At 53.0% G+C, this 17,538-nt stretch carries 16 protein-coding genes and 1 other annotated feature; of the genes, 8 read left to right on the top strand and 8 right to left on the bottom strand.

The features are described from left to right. Positions 1 to 35 precede the first annotated feature (35 nt). From I2E77_RS05835 to I2E77_RS05825, 3 genes are all read right to left on the bottom strand, one after another. The gene (locus I2E77_RS05835) at positions 36 to 1,049 is read right to left on the bottom strand and encodes a hypothetical protein (protein ID WP_195450802.1); all 1,014 of its coding nucleotides are present in this window, start codon (positions 1,047 to 1,049) and stop codon (positions 36 to 38) included. A gap of 79 nt (positions 1,050 to 1,128) precedes the next feature. Next, complete coding sequence (locus I2E77_RS05830) at positions 1,129 to 2,550, bottom strand: NAD(P)/FAD-dependent oxidoreductase (protein ID WP_087233251.1); 1,422 nt, start codon at positions 2,548 to 2,550, stop codon at positions 1,129 to 1,131. Between the two features lie 180 nt (positions 2,551 to 2,730). After that, positions 2,731 to 3,168: a YaiI/YqxD family protein gene (locus I2E77_RS05825; RefSeq protein ID WP_191362788.1), complete on the bottom strand. Its 438-nt coding sequence runs from the start codon at positions 3,166 to 3,168 to the stop codon at positions 2,731 to 2,733. A 160-nt stretch (positions 3,169 to 3,328) separates the two neighbouring features. Between I2E77_RS05825 and I2E77_RS05820 the strand changes: the two genes are divergently transcribed. Next, positions 3,329 to 4,357 carry a threonine aldolase family protein gene (locus tag I2E77_RS05820; protein ID WP_195450801.1) on the top strand — a complete coding sequence of 343 codons (1,029 nt, stop codon included), beginning with the start codon at positions 3,329 to 3,331 and terminating at the stop codon, positions 4,355 to 4,357. A gap of 146 nt (positions 4,358 to 4,503) precedes the next feature. Next, positions 4,504 to 5,250: a hypothetical protein gene (locus tag I2E77_RS05815; protein WP_087233242.1), complete on the top strand. Its 747-nt coding sequence runs from the start codon at positions 4,504 to 4,506 to the stop codon at positions 5,248 to 5,250. A 67-nt stretch (positions 5,251 to 5,317) separates the two neighbouring features. On the opposite strand, the gene uraA is transcribed toward I2E77_RS05815, so the two are convergent. From uraA to I2E77_RS05790, 5 genes are all read right to left on the bottom strand, one after another. Further along, a complete protein-coding gene (uraA, locus tag I2E77_RS05810) occupies positions 5,318 to 6,622 on the bottom strand; it encodes a uracil permease (protein ID WP_191405596.1) in 1,305 nt (434 codons plus the stop codon). Positions 6,623 to 6,981: 359 nt separating this feature from the next. Further along, positions 6,982 to 7,638: a flavin reductase gene (locus I2E77_RS05805; protein ID WP_087233236.1), complete on the bottom strand. Its 657-nt coding sequence runs from the start codon at positions 7,636 to 7,638 to the stop codon at positions 6,982 to 6,984. Positions 7,639 to 7,785: 147 nt separating this feature from the next. Continuing rightward, positions 7,786 to 9,057 carry a replication-associated recombination protein A gene (locus I2E77_RS05800; protein ID WP_087233233.1) on the bottom strand — a complete coding sequence of 424 codons (1,272 nt, stop codon included), beginning with the start codon at positions 9,055 to 9,057 and terminating at the stop codon, positions 7,786 to 7,788. An 88-nt stretch (positions 9,058 to 9,145) separates the two neighbouring features. Further along, a complete protein-coding gene (gene glyA / locus I2E77_RS05795) occupies positions 9,146 to 10,399 on the bottom strand; it encodes a serine hydroxymethyltransferase (RefSeq protein WP_087233230.1) in 1,254 nt (417 codons plus the stop codon). A 179-nt stretch (positions 10,400 to 10,578) separates the two neighbouring features. Further along, a complete protein-coding gene (locus tag I2E77_RS05790; RefSeq protein ID WP_191362785.1) occupies positions 10,579 to 11,235 on the bottom strand; it encodes a TraX family protein in 657 nt (218 codons plus the stop codon). A gap of 153 nt (positions 11,236 to 11,388) precedes the next feature. On the opposite strand from I2E77_RS05790, the gene nth reads away from it, so the two are divergent. From nth to I2E77_RS05760, 6 genes are all read left to right on the top strand, one after another. Continuing rightward, complete coding sequence (nth, locus tag I2E77_RS05785; RefSeq protein WP_191362784.1) at positions 11,389 to 12,051, top strand: endonuclease III; 663 nt, start codon at positions 11,389 to 11,391, stop codon at positions 12,049 to 12,051. Further along, complete coding sequence (locus I2E77_RS05780; RefSeq protein ID WP_195450800.1) at positions 12,048 to 12,572, top strand: cysteine hydrolase family protein; 525 nt, start codon at positions 12,048 to 12,050, stop codon at positions 12,570 to 12,572. The genes nth and I2E77_RS05780 overlap by 4 nt, the downstream gene beginning before the upstream one ends. 91 nt (positions 12,573 to 12,663) lie before the next feature. Further along, positions 12,664 to 12,935, top strand: a binding site (T-box leader). A gap of 56 nt (positions 12,936 to 12,991) precedes the next feature. Next, positions 12,992 to 14,458, top strand: a complete 1,467-nt coding sequence (trpE, locus tag I2E77_RS05775; RefSeq protein ID WP_195450799.1) for an anthranilate synthase component I — start codon at positions 12,992 to 12,994, stop codon at positions 14,456 to 14,458. Further along, positions 14,343 to 16,115, top strand: a complete 1,773-nt coding sequence (locus tag I2E77_RS05770) for a bifunctional anthranilate synthase component II/anthranilate phosphoribosyltransferase (RefSeq protein WP_330608913.1) — start codon at positions 14,343 to 14,345, stop codon at positions 16,113 to 16,115. The genes trpE and I2E77_RS05770 overlap by 116 nt, the downstream gene beginning before the upstream one ends. A gap of 12 nt (positions 16,116 to 16,127) precedes the next feature. Continuing rightward, positions 16,128 to 16,907: an indole-3-glycerol phosphate synthase TrpC gene (gene trpC / locus I2E77_RS05765; RefSeq protein ID WP_087233213.1), complete on the top strand. Its 780-nt coding sequence runs from the start codon at positions 16,128 to 16,130 to the stop codon at positions 16,905 to 16,907. Then, on the top strand, positions 16,904 to 17,527 hold the full coding sequence (locus I2E77_RS05760; RefSeq protein ID WP_195450797.1) for a phosphoribosylanthranilate isomerase: 624 nt from the start codon (positions 16,904 to 16,906) through the stop codon (positions 17,525 to 17,527). The genes trpC and I2E77_RS05760 overlap by 4 nt, the downstream gene beginning before the upstream one ends. The last annotated feature ends 11 nt before the right edge of the window (positions 17,528 to 17,538 follow it).

Raw genomic sequence — 17,538 nt, 5'->3', positions numbered from 1 at the left:
ATCGGCACATACCGCTTTTCATCTGTATCGCTCTATTACGTTCGAAAGAGAATCGATTTGATCTGCTCGGCGGATTCCTTGCAGGCGGCTTTATCCAATCGGGAAAGATGGGTCTGCTGCGCCCGGTCATACGACTCCTTTGCCAGACGGAGCTTTTCCGTCGCCTTTCCCACCTGCTCTTTGTAATCGTGCTGGAACTGCGTCAATTTTTTGGCGTTCTTTTCATCCGTCCCTGGCTCGACCGCCGCCTCGTATACATCGATGATCTCGTCGGTTGGCAAAGAGGGGAAATATTCGTGTGGGGATGTGCTGTCAAAGATGCAGAAATCCAACTCCCGCACAACCAGCATATCCAAACTCTGTGGGTCAAACGCGCAGTGGTACACTTCCGCTTCGAATCCGGCGTCCACTGCTTTTTTTACCAGCTTCTTGAGCAAGGTGGATTTTCCTGTTCCGGGCCGCCCCTTGATAAAATACCGTTTCCCTAAACACTGCGTGATATTCGCGATATAATCAAAGGATCCGTTGACTGTAGCCGCTCCAAAGTAGCGGTCAATGGCACGCCCCTTTTTCTCTGTATGGCGGTCGCCGATCAACCTGGTTTCCGTTTCCTTTGCCAGTTCGTCGGCCGCACGAAAATCCATTTTCCCGATGTAAACCTTTTCCCATTCATCGTGAATATGCAGCGCTGCTGCAAACAATGCATGGGCCTCATCCAACGCCTTTCGTGTCTGGCGGATATTGTAATCCTCCAGCAAATTCAAAGCGTTGTGCTCTGCATAGAATGGGATATTGATGACGCCCGCAGAGAGGTCTGGCAAAATGATGCCCTCCGGCGTATTGTCCAGACAATTGTGAATCCATTCCACTCGCCGTTTCTGTTCCGCCGCACAATCGCAGATGTCTTCCAAGAGATTTCCCAAGGGTTTTAATGGATAGCCATGCAACGGGACCACACGTTCCAGCGCGCCAAAATTGGATTCATAAAAACTGACATATCCGCGCGAACTATTGCTATTCACAAAATAGTGGATTGCTTGCCTCTGCATAAAGATTCCCCTTTCCTTCCATCAACGGTAACTTTCCCACTTCCTATTGTATGGTCCGGAAAAAGGAAATATCCATCTTTTACGCTTTGGCTTTTTCAGCGATGTCGCGCGCCACAACTATTCCCGTCACAGAAGCCTGCATCAGGCCGCGGGTGATTCCAGCCCCGTCGCCAATCGCATACAAGTTCTTGACTTCTGTTTCAAAATTGCTCTGCACTGCAATTTTGGAGGAATAAAACTTGACTTCCACCCCATAAAGCAGCGTGTTTTTCGAATACAATCCCGGCGCCAGTTTATCAAACGCACGCAGCGCCTCCACGATGCTGGTCAGGTGGCGGTGCGGCAGGACAAAGGAGAGGTCGCCAGGCACCGCATTTTTCAGGGTGGGTATGGTCGTGGATTTTTTCAAACGCGAGACGTCCGTCCGCCTGCCCTTCAGCAGGTCTCCCAAACGCTGCACCATAATTCCCCCGCCCGTCAGCATGTTTCCAAGCTGGGCAATATAGCGGCCGTATTCGATCGGCTGGTGGAACGGCTCGGTAAACTCGGTGGAAACCAACATGGCAAAATTGGTGTTCTCCGTCCGCTTATCCTCATCCGCATAGGAATGGCCATTGACGACCGCGATCCCGCCGTCCTCTCCGTCGTAGTGCTCCTCGCTGACAATCCCGCCGGGATTCATGCAGAAGGTGCGCACTTTGTTTTCAAACGTGTCCGAGTAATAAACGAGCTTCGCCTCGTATAAATGGGTGGTCAAGCGATCCATCACCGCATTCGGCACTTCCACGCGCACGCCGATGTCTACTGCATTGTTTTTGGTGGAAAGTCCATTCTGCTGAGCGATGCCGTGCAACCAGTCCGCACCGCCGCGTCCCGGGGCCGCAATCACATAGGGCGCCCGCACAAGCTTTCGTTCCCCTTTGGAATTTGTCAGCCACGCTCCCTGCACGGTTCCCTCTTCGACCAGCAGCGTCTCCGCCGTCGTATGCTCCCAAAAGGTAAAATTCGGGCAAGCGGCGAGATATTGATACATCGCGCGCAGGACTTCAAACGAGTATTCCGTGCCCATATGACGGACTGGGCAAGGGATCAACTGGATGTTCTCCTTGTGCGCTTCGTAGGCGAGTTCTTCCGCAAACTTATCGCTCTTTCCGTAAATCTTTTTTGGAGCACCGAATTGCAGGTAAATCTCATCCGCATAATGAATGAGCTGGCGGACGGTATCCACCGGAAGATAGTCGGTCAGGTTGCCGCCCACTTCCTCCGAGAGGGAAAGCTTTCCATCGGAAAACGCGCCGGCGCCTGCCCATCCATTCATGATGCTGCATGTCTTGCAGTGGGCGCATTGCCCACTGGTGCGGGCCGGGCAAGCCCGGTGGTCGATGCTGCTTCCAGAATCCACCACCAGCACCTTCTTTTCGGGTGCAAGCCGGTTCATCTCCAATGCCGTAAAAATCCCCGCAGGGCCGGCACCGATAATCAATAAATCATAATCATACATCAAATCATCAACCTCATTCCGATTGGTCTATGCATAGGCAAAACATTGGCATTATAAGCACGTCTTTCTCATTCTGTCAAGCATTTTGAAGATTATCCATAACAGCCATGTATCATTTTAAATTAACGCTATTTCTAATCCATCAAAACAAGCCTATATCCATAGGTCTCTGGTCCTGCTTCAGATGTTTTTCTCCAAAATGTCTATAAAAGCTCTTTCAAAGGATTCATCATCTGAGCGCGTACGCTTTTTCGCCCCAGCGGTCCTTCCACCAGCCCGCCGGATCTTCTGTCCAAGATGGCGTTCAAACAACAGTTGATCCATATTGCGGTCGTCATAGACCATCCCATTTTGGTTCATCGCCTTTGCCCTCTTCCCCAGGGCCAGCGCTGCTACGCCAAAATCCTGGGTCACGACGATGTCCCCCGCTTCCAGGAGGTTCGCCAGACGGATGTCCACACTGTCGCGCCCTTTATCCACCGTAATCACCTTGCTATACCCGTCGTTCAAAATATGGCTGGTATCCAACAGCATCACAACGGGAATGCCCCGCTTTTTCGCCTGCCGCACAATGATCTCCTTTACCGGACAAGCGTCCGCGTCTACTAAAATCTTCATTTGCGCCTCCTCCACCGCACTATTCACTCCTCGCTATTATATACCTAGCTGGAGTACTTGAAAAGCGGCTCGCCTATTCTCTTGCAGTGCAAAATATGTTATACTAAAAGTCCTGCGGGAATATCCGCACATAATTTGTATAGAAAAGGCGGGAATCCGATTGAAGTACAGTTTTCAAAACGATTATAGCGAAGGCGCCCATCCAAAACTGTTGGAGGCCCTCAAACAAGCAGGAAGCAAACAAAACGCAGCCTACGGAAACGATGTACACTGCAAGCATGCGGCTGATCTTCTCCGGAAAGAAATCGGCCGGGAGGATGTGGATGTCCATTTTCTGGAAGGCGGCACACAGGTAAACCTGACAGCGTTGACCGCTTTTTTGCGTCCGCATGAAGCGGCAATCGCAGCGGAAACCGGCCATATTGCCGGGCACGAGAGCGGTTCCATCGAAGCTACCGGCCATAAGGTCTGCACCACCCCGGGAGTAAACGGCAAGCTTACGCCGGAGGGAATCCTGCGCGTATTGGCGGAACATCCGGATGAACATATGGTGAAGCCCAAGCTGGCTTATCTCTCTAATTCTTCAGAGTGTGGAACTGTCTATTCGAAAGCAGAACTGGCCGCCTTAAACCGCTGCTGCCGGGAAAACGGCCTCTATCTCTATATGGATGGCGCACGTCTGGGGAGCGCCCTGTGCGCAAGCGATCTCACTATGCAGGACATCGGCGCCCTGACCGACGCATTCTATGTGGGCGGCACAAAAAACGGCGCACTTCTGGGTGAGGCGCTGGTCATCTGCAATGACGCATTAAAGCCGGACTTCCGCTATATTTTAAAGCAGCGCGGTGGGATGCTGGCGAAAGGCCTGGTGCTTGGCGCGCAGTTTGAAGCGCTTTTTGAAGACGGCCTCTATTACAAACTTGCTGAACATGCCAATCGGATGGCAGACCTGTTACGGGAAGGCCTGCGCGCTGTAGACTGCGCTTTCTTCTCCGATTCCCCCACCAATCAGATTTTCCCCATTCTCTCCGACTCCCTGATCGAAACGCTCGCACAAGATTATGCGTTTGAAACCTGGGGCCGTGTAGACGCAGAACATCAAGCGATCCGTCTGGTGACCTCTTGGGCCACTCCGGAGGAGGCGGTTCGGGAATTCGTCCAAGATCTGCACCGCCTTTGTGCCAAATAAGTTCCAACAGAATTGTCATGAAAGTTAACAAACTGTTTCTTTCTTTTTCCAACGTTTCGCGGTAAAATGGGTGCGTCATAAGGCCAAGCGATACACTTGGGAAGTGTACAGATTTGCTGCTTCCCCTCTTTTAAGGAGGTATTTCTATGAAAAAAACACTTGTACTATTCCTTGCCGCATTTTTGGCGATCTCCATCTGCGCCTGCACCAATGGTGGCAATGAATCTTCTATGCTGCCCTCTAGCGAACCGCCCGTCTCTTCCGAATCCAGCGTCCCTCAAACACTTAGCTTTGATGGAATGGATTTTACATTTACTGTACCATCTCGCTGGAGTAAGGATGACTACACCGTCAAGGTAGTCAAAGACGATGTGATGAGTTCCCAGGATATCGAATACAGCCACGTAGATTTTCTGTTTAAAGGGAATGCCGACACGCCTTTGCTCTCTATTTGGGCTGCACCCAAAGCATGGTGGGACGATCAGAGTGCCATCGGCGCGGAGCTTCCTTCTCTGCTCCAAGAGACTTCTAACACCGTCTATCTTGCGGATATCCCAACAGAAAATCCTGTCACCGACGAGGAAACAGCAGCGCTTTATGACAAAATGGCCATTACTTTGGAGGAAGTAAAGGAAGGTTTTACCGTTGTTAATCCCTCCTCTTCCAGTGTAGAACCCACTTATGTCGATGGAGTCCTCCAGGATGGAACGATGAACACCATCACTATCCAAACGGCAGATGGCAAAGAACTTCTCTTTAATAAAGAAGGTGCAGAAGTCAACGAGCCAGACGGGCTAATTATTGGGGACATGCTGCGTGTCTATTACGATGGCACCATTCATGGCACCGATACGGAAGGGGTTACGGTAACTAAAATCGAAAAAATTTCTTAAAATCCAGACGTTAAAAAATGCCCATCGTTTTATAGCGATGGGCATTTTTTACTCTAGAGGCAAAATCTTATTTCTTTTCGAGAGAGGACGCCACCGAAGCTTCGACTACTTCCTCTTCTTCTTCCCGGTCATTGGTCCAATGGAGCTTATCAAAAATATAGAACAACAGGCCCATAATCATGCCGACGACACAGGCAAGAACCATTCCCGTAAGCTGGACGCCGCCAAAATTCAGCGAAATACCGGAAAGCCCGGTAACGAATACAACCGCAGTCAGGGCCTGATTTCTCGCCTTACCATAATCGACCTTAGCGTCTACGAGGATACGTAGGCCAGAAGCACCAATCATCCCATACAGCAGGAAAGAAATGCCGCCGATAACCGGCCCTGGGATGCTGCTGATAAGCGCAGAAAGTTTGCCAATAAATGCGCAGACCATAGAGAATACAGCCGCCCCACCGATAACCCAAACGCTATACACTTTGGTCATCGCCATTACGCCGATGTTCTCGCCATAAGTCGTTGTCGGGACAGAGCCAATCAAGCCGGAAAGCGCCGTAGAAAAGTTATCTGCAAACAGGGAGCGATGCAAGCCCGGATCTTTCAGCAAATCACGACCGACCACCTTGCTGGTGACAATCTGGTGGCCAATATGCTCCGAGGCAATCACCAACAATACTGGCAGCATCGTGACAATGGCCTCCATATTGAACTTTGCCAGTTGGAAATGCGGCAACGAAAAGAACGACGCATCGGCAACCGTCTGAAAATCAACAATCCCTGCGATGCATGCTGCAACATATCCTGCAATGATCGCAATAAGAATCGGGATCACGGCGAGGAATTTACGGAACAGGATTGAACCGAATACCGCTACACAGAGGGTAATCAGGAACACGACAACGTTTTTCATGTCGATGGTTTCGTCCAGCAGGCCGGCATTGCTGGCAGCATTGGATGCCAACTCCAGGCCAATCAACGCCACCACCGGCCCCATAGCCGCTGGGGGCAATACGTAATCGATCCAATTGGTTCCGAACTTATAGACAATCAGCGCCAAAATACAGCCACAAATGCCCACGGCCACAAAGCCGCCCTGGGCATATTCAAAGCCATACTTCTGAATGACAACCCCTCCCGCCGCAAGGAAGGCGAAGCTGGAACCGAGGTATGCCGGCGCACGGCCTTTGGTAATCAGGATGAACAACAGGGTTCCAACGCCGTTCATCAATAGAACGATCGCCGGGTCAATGCCAAAGACCGAGGGCACCAACACTGAAGCGCCGAACATGGCAAACATGTGCTGGATACTTAAGGGGATGGCCTGGCTGAGAGGCGGCCGTTCGTTGACCTGGATAATTTTGCTTGACATGGTACTCTCCTCATTTCCTTTCGGCTTCTCCGCACAAACCATTTTTCGACGGAAAAACCATATGATTTATGAATCGGTCAGAGAAACCCTTTTCAAAAAATGCACTCAAAAACATGGGAAGTCCTTCTAGTATAAAATTCCTCCGAAGATAGATCTTTCTTTTATAATCTTCTTCCCCCATTTTGCGGCGCACTTCTGTCCCTAAAAGGCCATTTCTCCACCGCATTCACCGAAAAAAAAGGCCCGCCCGAAGCAGTTTATCCGCTTCGGAGTGAGCCTCTTAGAAACCGCAACCAGCTTAGGAAATCCAACTTTTTATCCGTTTTCCCTACGCCGCTGGTGGTCTCTAAAGATTACAACTATTGACGCTTAAATGCGCTCTTTGGCGCACCACAAATCGGACAGACCCAATCATCCGGAAGCTCTTCAAAGGAAAGGTCGGGATCGTCATACACATAGCCGCAGATGGTACAAATAAACTCCTCGCCATCGTTGTGGTCGTCCACTGCCTCGGTCGCGCGGTAAGTAGGTGCATTTTTGGGTGCCGTCCCTTTGATGACCTTGTGGTAATAATCGTAGGTCATCGGTTTCCCCTTGGACGTGTCGCTGCCCGCCACCACTTCTGCAATGAAAATCGTATGTGTTGGCGTATCTACACTGTTTACGACCTTACAAAGGAACCAGCAACAAATATTCTCCTTCACAACGGGCAGCCCTTCCACCAAGATCTTATGGCGGACATTCTTGAGCTTGTCCGTGTCCCGTCCGGAATTAAAGCCCAACGCTCCAATCACCGCACCAGAGGTATCCTCGGAGAGCACAGAAACCGTGAAGATTCCTTCCTTTTTGATACATTCATAGCTATAATTGTCGCGGTTCATGCTGAGGGCAATTTGATTCGGCGTATTCGTCACTTGAAAAACTGTATTGACGATACAAGCAGAAACCTTTTTGTCATTTTTTACACCAATCGCATACATCCCGTAAGACAGGTTGAAAAGTGTCTCGTCCTTCATGAAAAACAAACACCTCCGATGGGCATTCATTGCCCCTATTCTTATCTATGTTACCACGAAGAGCGGACAGATACAAGGTAAATTTGCCGTTTTCTACAAATTATTTTCAGAAAATCCGATTTGCTCCACTTTTTGGACAGGATTCTACTAAAGATTCCCAGAGTTTTTAATACGTTCCCAATAGGCGCGATAAGCCTGTTCCGTTTTATTTTCCCCATATTCATAATAGTGGGTCCCTTGCAGATTCTCTGGCAGGTACTGTTGCACCACCCAGTGGTTTGGATAATCATGAGGATATTTGTAAAATTGTCCTTTTACAGGATTATCTGCGCCGTCAAAATGCTTGTTTTGTAATTGCCGTGGGATTGGCCCCGCTTTTCCCGCGCGCACATCCTCCCTCGCTGCAAGAATCGCATTGTGGCCGCTGTTGGACTTTGGTGCATTGCATACGAGAAGCACCGCGTCCGCCAGCGGAAACTGCGCTTCCGGCAGGCCCACCATGAGCGCTGTATCCACCGCAGCTTTGACAATGGGGATGATCTGCGGATAAGCAAGCCCTACATCCTCGCTGGCACACACCAACAGCCTGCGGCAGGCGGATGGCAGATCTCCCGCCTCCAACAGGCGCGCCAGATAATGGATCGCCGCATCGGGATCGGAACCGCGCATCGACTTTTGATAGGCGGACAGGATGTCATAATGCTCGTCCCCTTCCCGGTCGTATTTCATAGCGCTGCGCTGGGTCAGCTCCCTTGCCCCTTCCAGCGTAACAAGCCGCACATCGCCCTGTTCCTGAGAGGACAGGGCGCAGAGTTCCACTGCATTCATCGCTTTGCGCACGTCCCCGCCGCAGGCAGTGGCGATGTGTTTCACCACGCCGTCCTCCAAGCGCAGCGGGCTGTGCAGGTCCTCTTCCATCACATGGAATGCCCGCTCCACCGCAGGACAGATTTCTTCCGGCTGTACCGCCTTAAATTCAAACACGGTGGACCGGCTCAAAATCGCATTATAGACATAAAAATATGGATTCTCCGTTGTAGAAGCGATCAGAGTAATCTGCCCGTTTTCGATGAATTCCAAAAGCGTCTGTTGCTGTTTTTTATTAAAGTACTGGATCTCGTCCAAATAGAGCAGCACGCCGTTCACTGCGTCCAGACGGTCCAGGCCCGCAACCACTTCGCGGATGTCCGCGGTCGAAGCAGTGGTCCCGTTCAATTTGCAGAGTTTGCGGTTGGTCTGCTTTGCGATGATGGAAGCCAATGTCGTCTTTCCCACGCCGGATGGGCCGTAGAAGATCAGATTGGGGATCACCCCAGAGGCAAGAATCCTGCGCAGGGGTTTCCCTTCCCCCAGCAGATGGCGCTGGCCTACCATCTCATCCAGCGTTTGGGGACGGATGCGGTCCGCCAATGGGCGCATCAAAAGTTCCTCCTTTACCGGAAAGCCGCACTGTACTTGATTCGTACAGTGCGGCTTTTTCAATGTATAAATTCAGGTTTGGACTTCCTTATGCATAGAGCGGATAACGCGTGCAAATCTCCGTGACCATGCCGCGAATCTTTTCCTTGCTGTTGTCGAAGTCGTTGATCGCCAATGCGATGCACTCCGCAATGGTGTCCATATCGGCCACGGTCAAACCGCGGGTCGTGATGGCCGCCGTGCCAAGGCGCAGGCCGCTTGTGGTGAATGGGCTGCGCTGCTCGTTCGGAACCGTATTCTTGTTTGCGGTGATGTACACCTCATCCAGGCGGTGCTCCAGTTCCTTGCCGGTCAATTCCTGGCCGGTAAGATCCACCAGCATCAGATGGTTATCCGTGCCGCCGGAGACGAGCTTCACGCCGCGCTTGAGAAGGCCATCCGCCAATGCGGAAGCGTTGGCAACGATGTTGTGCGAATACTGCTTGAATTCCGGCTTCAATGCCTCACCGAAGCAAACCGCCTTGCCTGCGATGATGTGCATCAGCGGGCCGCCCTGCGTGCCGGGGAAGATCGCCTTGTCGATCGCCTTGGCGTACTCCTCTTTGCACAGGATCATGCCGCCGCGCGGACCGCGCAGGGTCTTATGCGTGGTGGTAGTCACTACGTCTGCGTAAGGCACCGGGTTGGGGTGGTCGCCGCCCGCCACCAGGCCGGCAATGTGCGCCATATCCACCATAAAGAGAGCGCCACAGGCGTCGCAGATCTCACGGAACTTTGCAAAGTCGATCACGCGCGGATAAGCGCTGGCGCCCGCGACAATCAGCTTCGGCTTGACCTGCATGGCCTGCTCATAAAGCTGGTTGTAATCGATGCGGCCCGTCTCCGGGCTGACACCATAGGCGACAAAGTTAAAATAGCTGCCGGACATATTCACCGGGGAACCATGGGTCAGATGGCCGCCCTCTGCCAGATTCATACCCATGACCGTATCGCCGGGCTTGAGCAGGGCAAAATAAACGCCCAGGTTTGCCTGTGCACCCGCATGCGGCTGCACATTGGCGTGCTCGGCGCCGAACAGCTTGCAAGCACGGTCGCGCGCGATGTTTTCCACAACGTCAACATACTCGCAGCCGCCGTAGTAGCGCTTGCCTGGGTAGCCCTCTGCATACTTATTGGTGAGCACGCTGCCCATTGCGGCAAGCACCGCCGGGGAAACCATGTTCTCGGAAGCGATCATTTCCAGGTTGCGCTGCTGGCGCTTGAGTTCATCCTGCATGGCCGCGCCGACTTCGGGGTCCGCCTGAGACACAAATCCAATTGTGTCCATCATATCTTTGTACATTTCGTTCCTCTCTCCTTGGTTGGTATTGGCCGCCAGCCGTCCCGGTCCTGGGCACGACTCCCGCCTGTATCTTGTTATCCATTATATCCTTTCTGCCGATAAAACGCAACACCTTCCGCCGCAGCTTTCCATTTTATCCAGAAAACGGACAAACTTCCCAGCCGCCCTTTCCAAGCCCACTACATCAGGAACCGGCGCAGGAAAAACAAAAGCAACAAATGGATGGGATACACCCAATAGAACACGTATTTGTTGAGCGCTCTTCCCCGCTGCCCATTGTAAAGCAGGATCGGAAGCACAGCAACCGGCGCCGCCAATTGGAGCGTCATATGATTGAGCAGCGAAAAGCCGGTATTGAGGATGGTAAAGAGGATGGTTCCCCTCGCGGGAGACGTCCGGCAAATATAAAAGACAATCACCAATCCCACGCCAAAGGCCCCGTAATCGGTCTGCAAGATCTCTGCGAGTCCCGCCAGCCCTGCCACCCCCACAAGGCTCCAAAAGGGCCTCTCTGGAGCGAAACGCTTCAAAAGTTCGCAGGCCGCCAATCCCAAAAATAATGTAAAAAAGACGTTTTGGGATTGCATCCAGAGGGCGGTATTGTGACACGCCAGATCAAACGGAATCTCCGACAGCAGGGCAAAGCCCAACAGCCTCCCCAAATAGCGTTTGCTATTGGAGGTGTGGACGGCCCCTTCCGCCAAAAGGAAGCAATACAAAGGAAATGCCAGCCGCCCCAGCACCCGCAAGCCCTGCATCTGAGGGAATAGGACCATCCCGGTGTGATCGATCAACATCGAAATCATTGCCAGAATTTTTAGCCAAAACCCGGACATAACCACCCTCCTCGATTTTCAAAATTTTCTTCATCATAGGGATTTTTCCTTGGTTTGTCAACTTGTGCTTTCTTCGGTTTTCGTATACAATAAACTCATAGTCGAATTCCGTCGACCGGTAGAAATGGATCTGGAACAAGGAGATGCAGCAGAATGACAGAAAAGCAACGCGCGGTCCTGGCGGTGGAAGCTTTAAAGAAGGAATATCCCGATGCAATTTGTTCGTTGACCTATACAGAACCGCTTCAATTGCTGATCGCCACGCGCTTATCCGCGCAGTGCACGGACGCACGTGTCAACATGGTGACCCCTGCGCTTTTTGAGCGCTTCCCCACGCTAAATGCCTTTTGCGACGGGCCTGTGGAGGACATTGAAGAGATCATCCGCTCCTGCGGATTGTATAAGACCAAGGCGCGCGATATTTATGCGATGTGCAACAAACTGCGCAGCGATTACAACGGCGTCGTGCCGGACACGGTGGAAGAATTGACCAAACTCCCCGGCGTGGGCCGCAAAACCGCCAACCTCGTGGTGGGCGACATTTATCACAAACCTGCGGTTGTAACGGATACCCACTGTATCCGTATCTGTGGGCGTTTGGGACTGAGCGAAGGGAAAGAGCCCTTGAAGGTAGAGAAACAGCTCCGCGCAGTCCTGCCGATGGACGAGGCAAACGATTTCTGCCACCGATTGGTCCTTCATGGGCGCGCTGTCTGCGACGCACGCAAGCCGAAATGTGAAATTTGCTGTATGCGTGAATTCTGTAAATACGCACAAGAAACACCTGTTGCGGAAAAAAAGGAGGGCAAGAAATGAAAAAGCTTTTGATCGTGGTGGATTATCAGAACGATTTTGTGTCCGGTTCCCTCGGGTTTCCAGAGGCGGAGGCACTGGAACCGAAGCTGCACAAAAAAGTGCAGGACTATCTCGACGCAAAGGACGATGTTGTCTACACCATGGATACCCACGGGGAAAATTATCTCGACACGCAGGAGGGGAAAAAACTTCCCATCCCGCATTGCCTGTGTGGTTCCGAGGGCTGGCAGCTGCACGGTCGCCTACGCTATCAGCTGGCTTACTGCACCTTCTTCGAAAAGAACACCTTCGGTAGCCTCGACCTTCTGCACTATTTGGAGGAAAAACGCTACGATGTGATCGAACTGGTCGGCGTTGTCAGCAATATCTGCGTCATCTCCAATGCGATTTTGGCAAAGGCCGCACAGCCGGAGGCACAAATTATCGTCGACGCACAGTGCGTGGCCAGCAACGACCCGGCCATGCAGGAAAAGGCATTCGACATCCTGGAAAACCTGCACATCGATGTGGCCAATCGCTGATGTAACGATTTACCACGCAAAAATTAATTTTTAAAAACTACTTGACAGATTTCTGTTGACCGGCGTATAATGGCACCAAAATAAAACATTTTGAAATCCAACGAGCAAAAGTGAGTACCCTGTAAAACGGTGGCACAGAGAACCGGCGGTTGGTGGGAAGCCGGAGCATACGATGCAGGCGAATGGGTTTGTGAGGAGCATGGAGAAAGGGTTTCCGAGTAACCATCGCCGTGGTTCCCGCGTTATGGGAAAGGGTATTGAGGCAAAAGCTGCGTACCTTCGTTGATTTTGCCATGTACCTGTTAAAAGCGGAACGGTTTCGTTCCGGAATTTGGGTGGCACCACGAGTCTATCGTCCCATACGGACGGTAGGCTCTTTTTGTTTGCCAAAATACATTCTTGCTAAAGGAGATGCGCATATGTTGTACCCCACTTTGACGGAAGTACAGGAACTTTTGGAAGAATACGACGTTGTCCCTGTGTTTTATGAGGTCCTGTCCGATTCCATGACCCCGATCCACATTTTCAATGCCCTCAAGGAGCAAAGCGACACCTGCTTCATTTTGGAAAGTGTCGACAACACACAGTGGGGCCGCTACTCCTTCATTGGCATCCATCCGAAGATGGAAATCCGCATCAAAAATGGTTTGGCGACCGTTGCGGAAGGAAATTCGGAATCCCACACCCCGATCGACAACCCGATTTCCTTCCTGACAGAGATCCTGAACCGGTATAAGTCCCCCAGCTTTCCCAACCGCCCCAAATTGACCGGCGGGCTGGTCGGCTACTTTGGTTATGACACTGTCCGCTACATGGAGAAAAAATTGAGCCATCCCCCCAAGGATGACCTCGACCTACCGGACTGCCACCTCTTCCTTTACGACCAGTTGGTGGCCTTCGATCACCTCTCTAACAAGACAGTCATTATACAAAACATTCATCGAAATGAGGACCTCACAAACCGGTATGCCGCCTGCGAATCAGAAGCAGAGCGCCTGGGAGCCTATCTCACAGAATTCACGCCCCTCCCCCATGTGCCGAACAACCACCCAGCTCCCATCGTAGAGACGAACATCACCAAGGAGCAGCATCTGGAAAACATCCGCAGGGCGCAGGAATACATCAAAGAGGGCGATATTTTCCAAGTGGTCCTCTCCCGCCGGCTGGAGGTCCCGAACCCGCCGGATGCGTTCGACGTGTACCGTTGCCTGCGTTCCGCCAACCCCTCCCCCTACCTCTATTATTTTAAGCTCAAAGATTACGAAATCGTCGGCGCCTCCCCGGAGATGCTCGTCAACGTGACAAAGGGCATCGTCTCCACCAAGCCGATTGCCGGTACCTCCAAACGCGGCCTGACCGAAGCGCAGGACAAAGAGCTGGAACGCGACCTTCTCAAGGACCCGAAGGAAAAGGCCGAACATACCATGCTGGTGGACCTGGGCCGCAATGACGTAGGAAAGGTTTCCAAGTTCGGCACCGTGGAAGTGACCAGCTTCATGAAGGTGGAGCGTTATTCCCAGGTGATGCACATTGTCAGCGATGTAAAGGGCATGCTGCGGGACGACAAGACCGCGTTGGACGCCTTGCTTTCCGTCCTCCCGGCGGGCACGCTCTCCGGCGCGCCAAAAGTGCGCGCAATGGAGATCATCGACGAACTGGAACCCACCAAACGCGGACTGTACGGCGGCACGGTCGGTTATCTCGGCTTTGACGGAAACATTGACACCTGCATCGCCATCCGCACCGTGCTGTTCAAAAACAACCGGGCTTATGTACAGGCGGGCGGCGGCATTGTCGCCGATTCCGTGCCGGAAAAGGAATTCGAAGAGAGCGAAAACAAGGCACGCGCAGTCATCAACGCCATCGAGCAGGCGTGCAACCTTTGAGAAAGGCAGGGAGACAGCCATGATCTTAATCATCGATAACTACGATTCGTTTACGTATAACCTATATCAATACATCGGCAAATTCTACCAGGACATCCTTGTCAAACGCAACGATGAAATCACATTGGAGGAAATCGAAATGCTTGCGCCGCAGGCGATCGTTATCTCCCCCGGCCCCGGTTATCCGGCAAGCGCCGGTATTTCCGTCGCTGCGATTCAGAAGTTCAGCGGGTCCATTCCGATTCTTGGCGTTTGCCTAGGGCACCAATCCATTGGAGAAGCGTTCGGCGGCAAGACGGTGCATGCCAAAACACTGATGCACGGCAAAGCCAGTGAGATCACCATCCAAAACAAAAATCCGCTCTTCTCCGGCCTGCCGGAAAGGGTAACCGTTGGCCGGTACCACTCCCTGATTTCCGACCGCGACACCCTTCCCGCCTGCTTAGAGATCCTTGCAGAGGACGAAGACGGCGAAATTATGGCGTTCGCCCATAAAGAACACCCCACCTACGGCGTGCAGTTCCACCCTGAATCGATTTTGACCGAATGTGGCCCGAAAATTCTGGAAAATTTCTGTGACCGCATCGCACATCTGCCCATCACCGGCCGTACGGAATCCGCCGTCCCTCCGGCGCAGCGCAATCTCTTAAAGCCATATATCTTCAAAATCATCGAGGGCGAAGATTTGACCGAAGCGGAAGCGGTCGAGGCGATGGACTGCATTATGTCCGGCGGCGCGACAAACGCGCAGATCGGTTCCTTTGTAACCGCGCTGCGCATGAAGGGAGAAACCATCCCGGAGATCACCGGCTTTGCCCGCGTGATGCGCCAGAAGGCACAGCCCATGCCGGGATGCTCGGATTCCATCGACATCGTCGGCACAGGCGGCGACATGGTGGGCACGTTTAACATCTCCACCACATCGGCATTTGTCGCCGCGGGCGCTGGCGCGCGCGTCGCCAAGCACGGCAACCGCAGCGTTTCCAGCCGGAGCGGCGCCGCAGACGTTTTAGAAGCGCTCGGCATGAAGATTGCCATGACGCCCGACCAGGCTGCACAAAGTCTGAACACCTGCGGGCTTTCGTTTCTTTTTGCCCAATCGTTCCACGGTTCCATGCGTTTTGCCGCCGCACCCCGCAAGGAGATCGGCGTGCGCTCTGTGTTCAACATTCTCGGCCCGCTCGCAAATCCGGCACAGGCGGATTATATCCTGCTCGGCGTTTATGACGAGGACCTGATGGAGCCCATGGCGCGCGTGCTGATGAATTTGGGCATCAAAGGCGCCATGCTTGTCCACGGGGACGACGGGCTGGACGAGATCACCATTTCCAACACCACCCGCGTCTGTGAGATTCGCGATGGCAAGCTCATCAAATACGATTTGGACCCGCGTGACTATGGGATGGAATTGGCGGAGCTGTCCTCTGTGGTCGGCGGCACCGCACAGGAAAATGCGCAGATCACCATGGATATCCTCCAGGGAAAGCCCGGCCCTTGCCGGGACATTGTCCTCCTGAACGCGGGCTGTGCGCTGTATACCATCCAAAAAGCGGCGTCCATCGAAGAGGGGATCGCCCTGGCCAAGGATTCCATCGATTCTGGAAAAGCATTGAAAAAGCTGAACGAATTCAAAGCCTTCACACATTCCATCCAATAAGGAGAACATTCCATGATTTTAGACGATATTGTTTGTAAGCGAAAAGAACAGCTTGCGCGGGAAATGGCCGCCGTGCCGCTCGAAGCCGTTCAGAAGGCGGCGCAGAACCGGCGGGAACCGACGCGGGATTTTGCCAAGGCTTTGCAAGGGGACCGGCTCGCCGTGATCGCTGAGGTAAAGAAGGCCTCCCCCTCCAAAGGGCTGATCCGCGCTGATTTTCATCCGGTGGAGATCGCCAAGGCTTATGAGCAGAACGGCGCAAACGCGCTCTCGGTTTTGACGGAAGAACACTATTTCCAGGGAAAAAGCGATTATCTGCGCGCCATCCGTGCGGCGGTCTCACTCCCCATTCTGCGCAAGGATTTTATCATCGACCCCTACCAAATCTATGAGGCGCGCGCCATGGGCGCGGACGCCATTCTATTGATCGCCGCCCTATTGGATACCAAAACCCTCCGGGCGTTTGCGGAAATTGCACACGGCCTGGGCCTCGCCTGCCTGACAGAGGTGCACAACGAGGAAGAACTCGCCTCCGCCCTGGCCGCTGGCAGCGACCTGCTTGGCATCAACAACCGTAATTTGAAAACCTTTGTGGTCAGCCTAACCGTCACCGGACGGCTGGCCCCTCTGGTACCGGAAGGGCATGTACTCGTCTCGGAAAGCGGCATCCGGGATAACGGCGACATGAAAGCCGTCCGAGAGCATGGCGCGGACGCCGTATTGATCGGGGAGACGCTGATGCGAAGCGGCGACATCGGGCGCTCCCTGCAAGAATTGAGGCGGGACGTATGAAGCTCAAGCTCTGCGGCATCCGGCGTGCCGAGGATATTTCCTATGTGAACGCCTTCCCGCCGGACTACATCGGGTTTGTCTTTGCCAAAAGCAAACGGCAGGTATCGGCGGAGCAGGCGGCCGCGCTCTCCAAGGGACTGCGCGCGGGGATTCAAACCGTCGGTGTATTTGTCAATGAACCAATTGAGCACTTGCTACAAATCGCAGAACGTGCTAGACTGGATGTGTTGCAGCTTCACGGGGATGAGGACGCCGCTTACATCGAAACCCTCCGGCAGCGTACAAAAAGGCCCATTTGGAAGGCGGTGCGCGTCACGGATGCAGAAAGCATCCGCCGGTCGGAACAGCTCCCCGTAGACCTTCTCCTCTTGGACAGCTTTTCCCCCACCGCCTATGGAGGAAGCGGCAAGGTGGCCAATTGGCCTGCGATCCGGGAGGCAAACCCGCAGAAGCCCTTTTTCCTCGCGGGCGGGTTGACGGCGGAAAACCTTTTCGAAGCAGTGGAAGCTGTCCATCCCGCCGGGGTGGACCTTTCGGGAGGCATCGAAACCGGTGGCTGCAAGGACAGGGAAAAAATTCGCGCAGTGGTTACACAATTTCAGGCGTTGCAGGACGCCTAGGGGATCAAGCA

The organism is Anaeromassilibacillus sp. 1001302B_160321_C8, from assembly GCF_015554745.1.
Taxonomy (GTDB): domain Bacteria; phylum Bacillota; class Clostridia; order Oscillospirales; family Acutalibacteraceae; genus Anaeromassilibacillus; species Anaeromassilibacillus stercoravium.
Note: the sequence above shows the minus strand (reverse complement) of the source record. Positions and strands in the feature narration are given on the sequence as shown.

Excerpts from the sequence above, each read along its gene's own strand:
- I2E77_RS05830 (WP_087233251.1), bottom strand. The coding sequence starts at position 2,550 with ATGTATGATTATGATTTATTGATTATCGGTGCCGGCCCTGCGGGGATT.
- trpE (WP_195450799.1), top strand. The coding sequence starts at position 12,992 with ATGTTGTACCCCACTTTGACGGAAGTACAGGAACTTTTGGAAGAATAC.
- I2E77_RS05815 (WP_087233242.1), top strand. The coding sequence starts at position 4,504 with ATGAAAAAAACACTTGTACTATTCCTTGCCGCATTTTTGGCGATCTCC.
- I2E77_RS05805 (WP_087233236.1), bottom strand. The coding sequence starts at position 7,638 with ATGAAGGACGAGACACTTTTCAACCTGTCTTACGGGATGTATGCGATT.
- I2E77_RS05760 (WP_195450797.1), top strand. The coding sequence starts at position 16,904 with ATGAAGCTCAAGCTCTGCGGCATCCGGCGTGCCGAGGATATTTCCTAT.
- I2E77_RS05790 (WP_191362785.1), bottom strand. The coding sequence starts at position 11,235 with ATGTCCGGGTTTTGGCTAAAAATTCTGGCAATGATTTCGATGTTGATC.
- nth (WP_191362784.1), top strand. The coding sequence starts at position 11,389 with ATGACAGAAAAGCAACGCGCGGTCCTGGCGGTGGAAGCTTTAAAGAAG.
- glyA (WP_087233230.1), bottom strand. The coding sequence starts at position 10,399 with ATGTACAAAGATATGATGGACACAATTGGATTTGTGTCTCAGGCGGAC.
- I2E77_RS05825 (WP_191362788.1), bottom strand. The coding sequence starts at position 3,168 with ATGAAGATTTTAGTAGACGCGGACGCTTGTCCGGTAAAGGAGATCATT.
- trpC (WP_087233213.1), top strand. The coding sequence starts at position 16,128 with ATGATTTTAGACGATATTGTTTGTAAGCGAAAAGAACAGCTTGCGCGG.
- uraA (WP_191405596.1), bottom strand. The coding sequence starts at position 6,622 with ATGTCAAGCAAAATTATCCAGGTCAACGAACGGCCGCCTCTCAGCCAG.
- I2E77_RS05835 (WP_195450802.1), bottom strand. The coding sequence starts at position 1,049 with ATGCAGAGGCAAGCAATCCACTATTTTGTGAATAGCAATAGTTCGCGC.
- I2E77_RS05800 (WP_087233233.1), bottom strand. The coding sequence starts at position 9,057 with ATGCGCCCATTGGCGGACCGCATCCGTCCCCAAACGCTGGATGAGATG.
- I2E77_RS05770 (WP_330608913.1), top strand. The coding sequence starts at position 14,343 with ATGTACAGGCGGGCGGCGGCATTGTCGCCGATTCCGTGCCGGAAAAGG.
- I2E77_RS05780 (WP_195450800.1), top strand. The coding sequence starts at position 12,048 with ATGAAAAAGCTTTTGATCGTGGTGGATTATCAGAACGATTTTGTGTCC.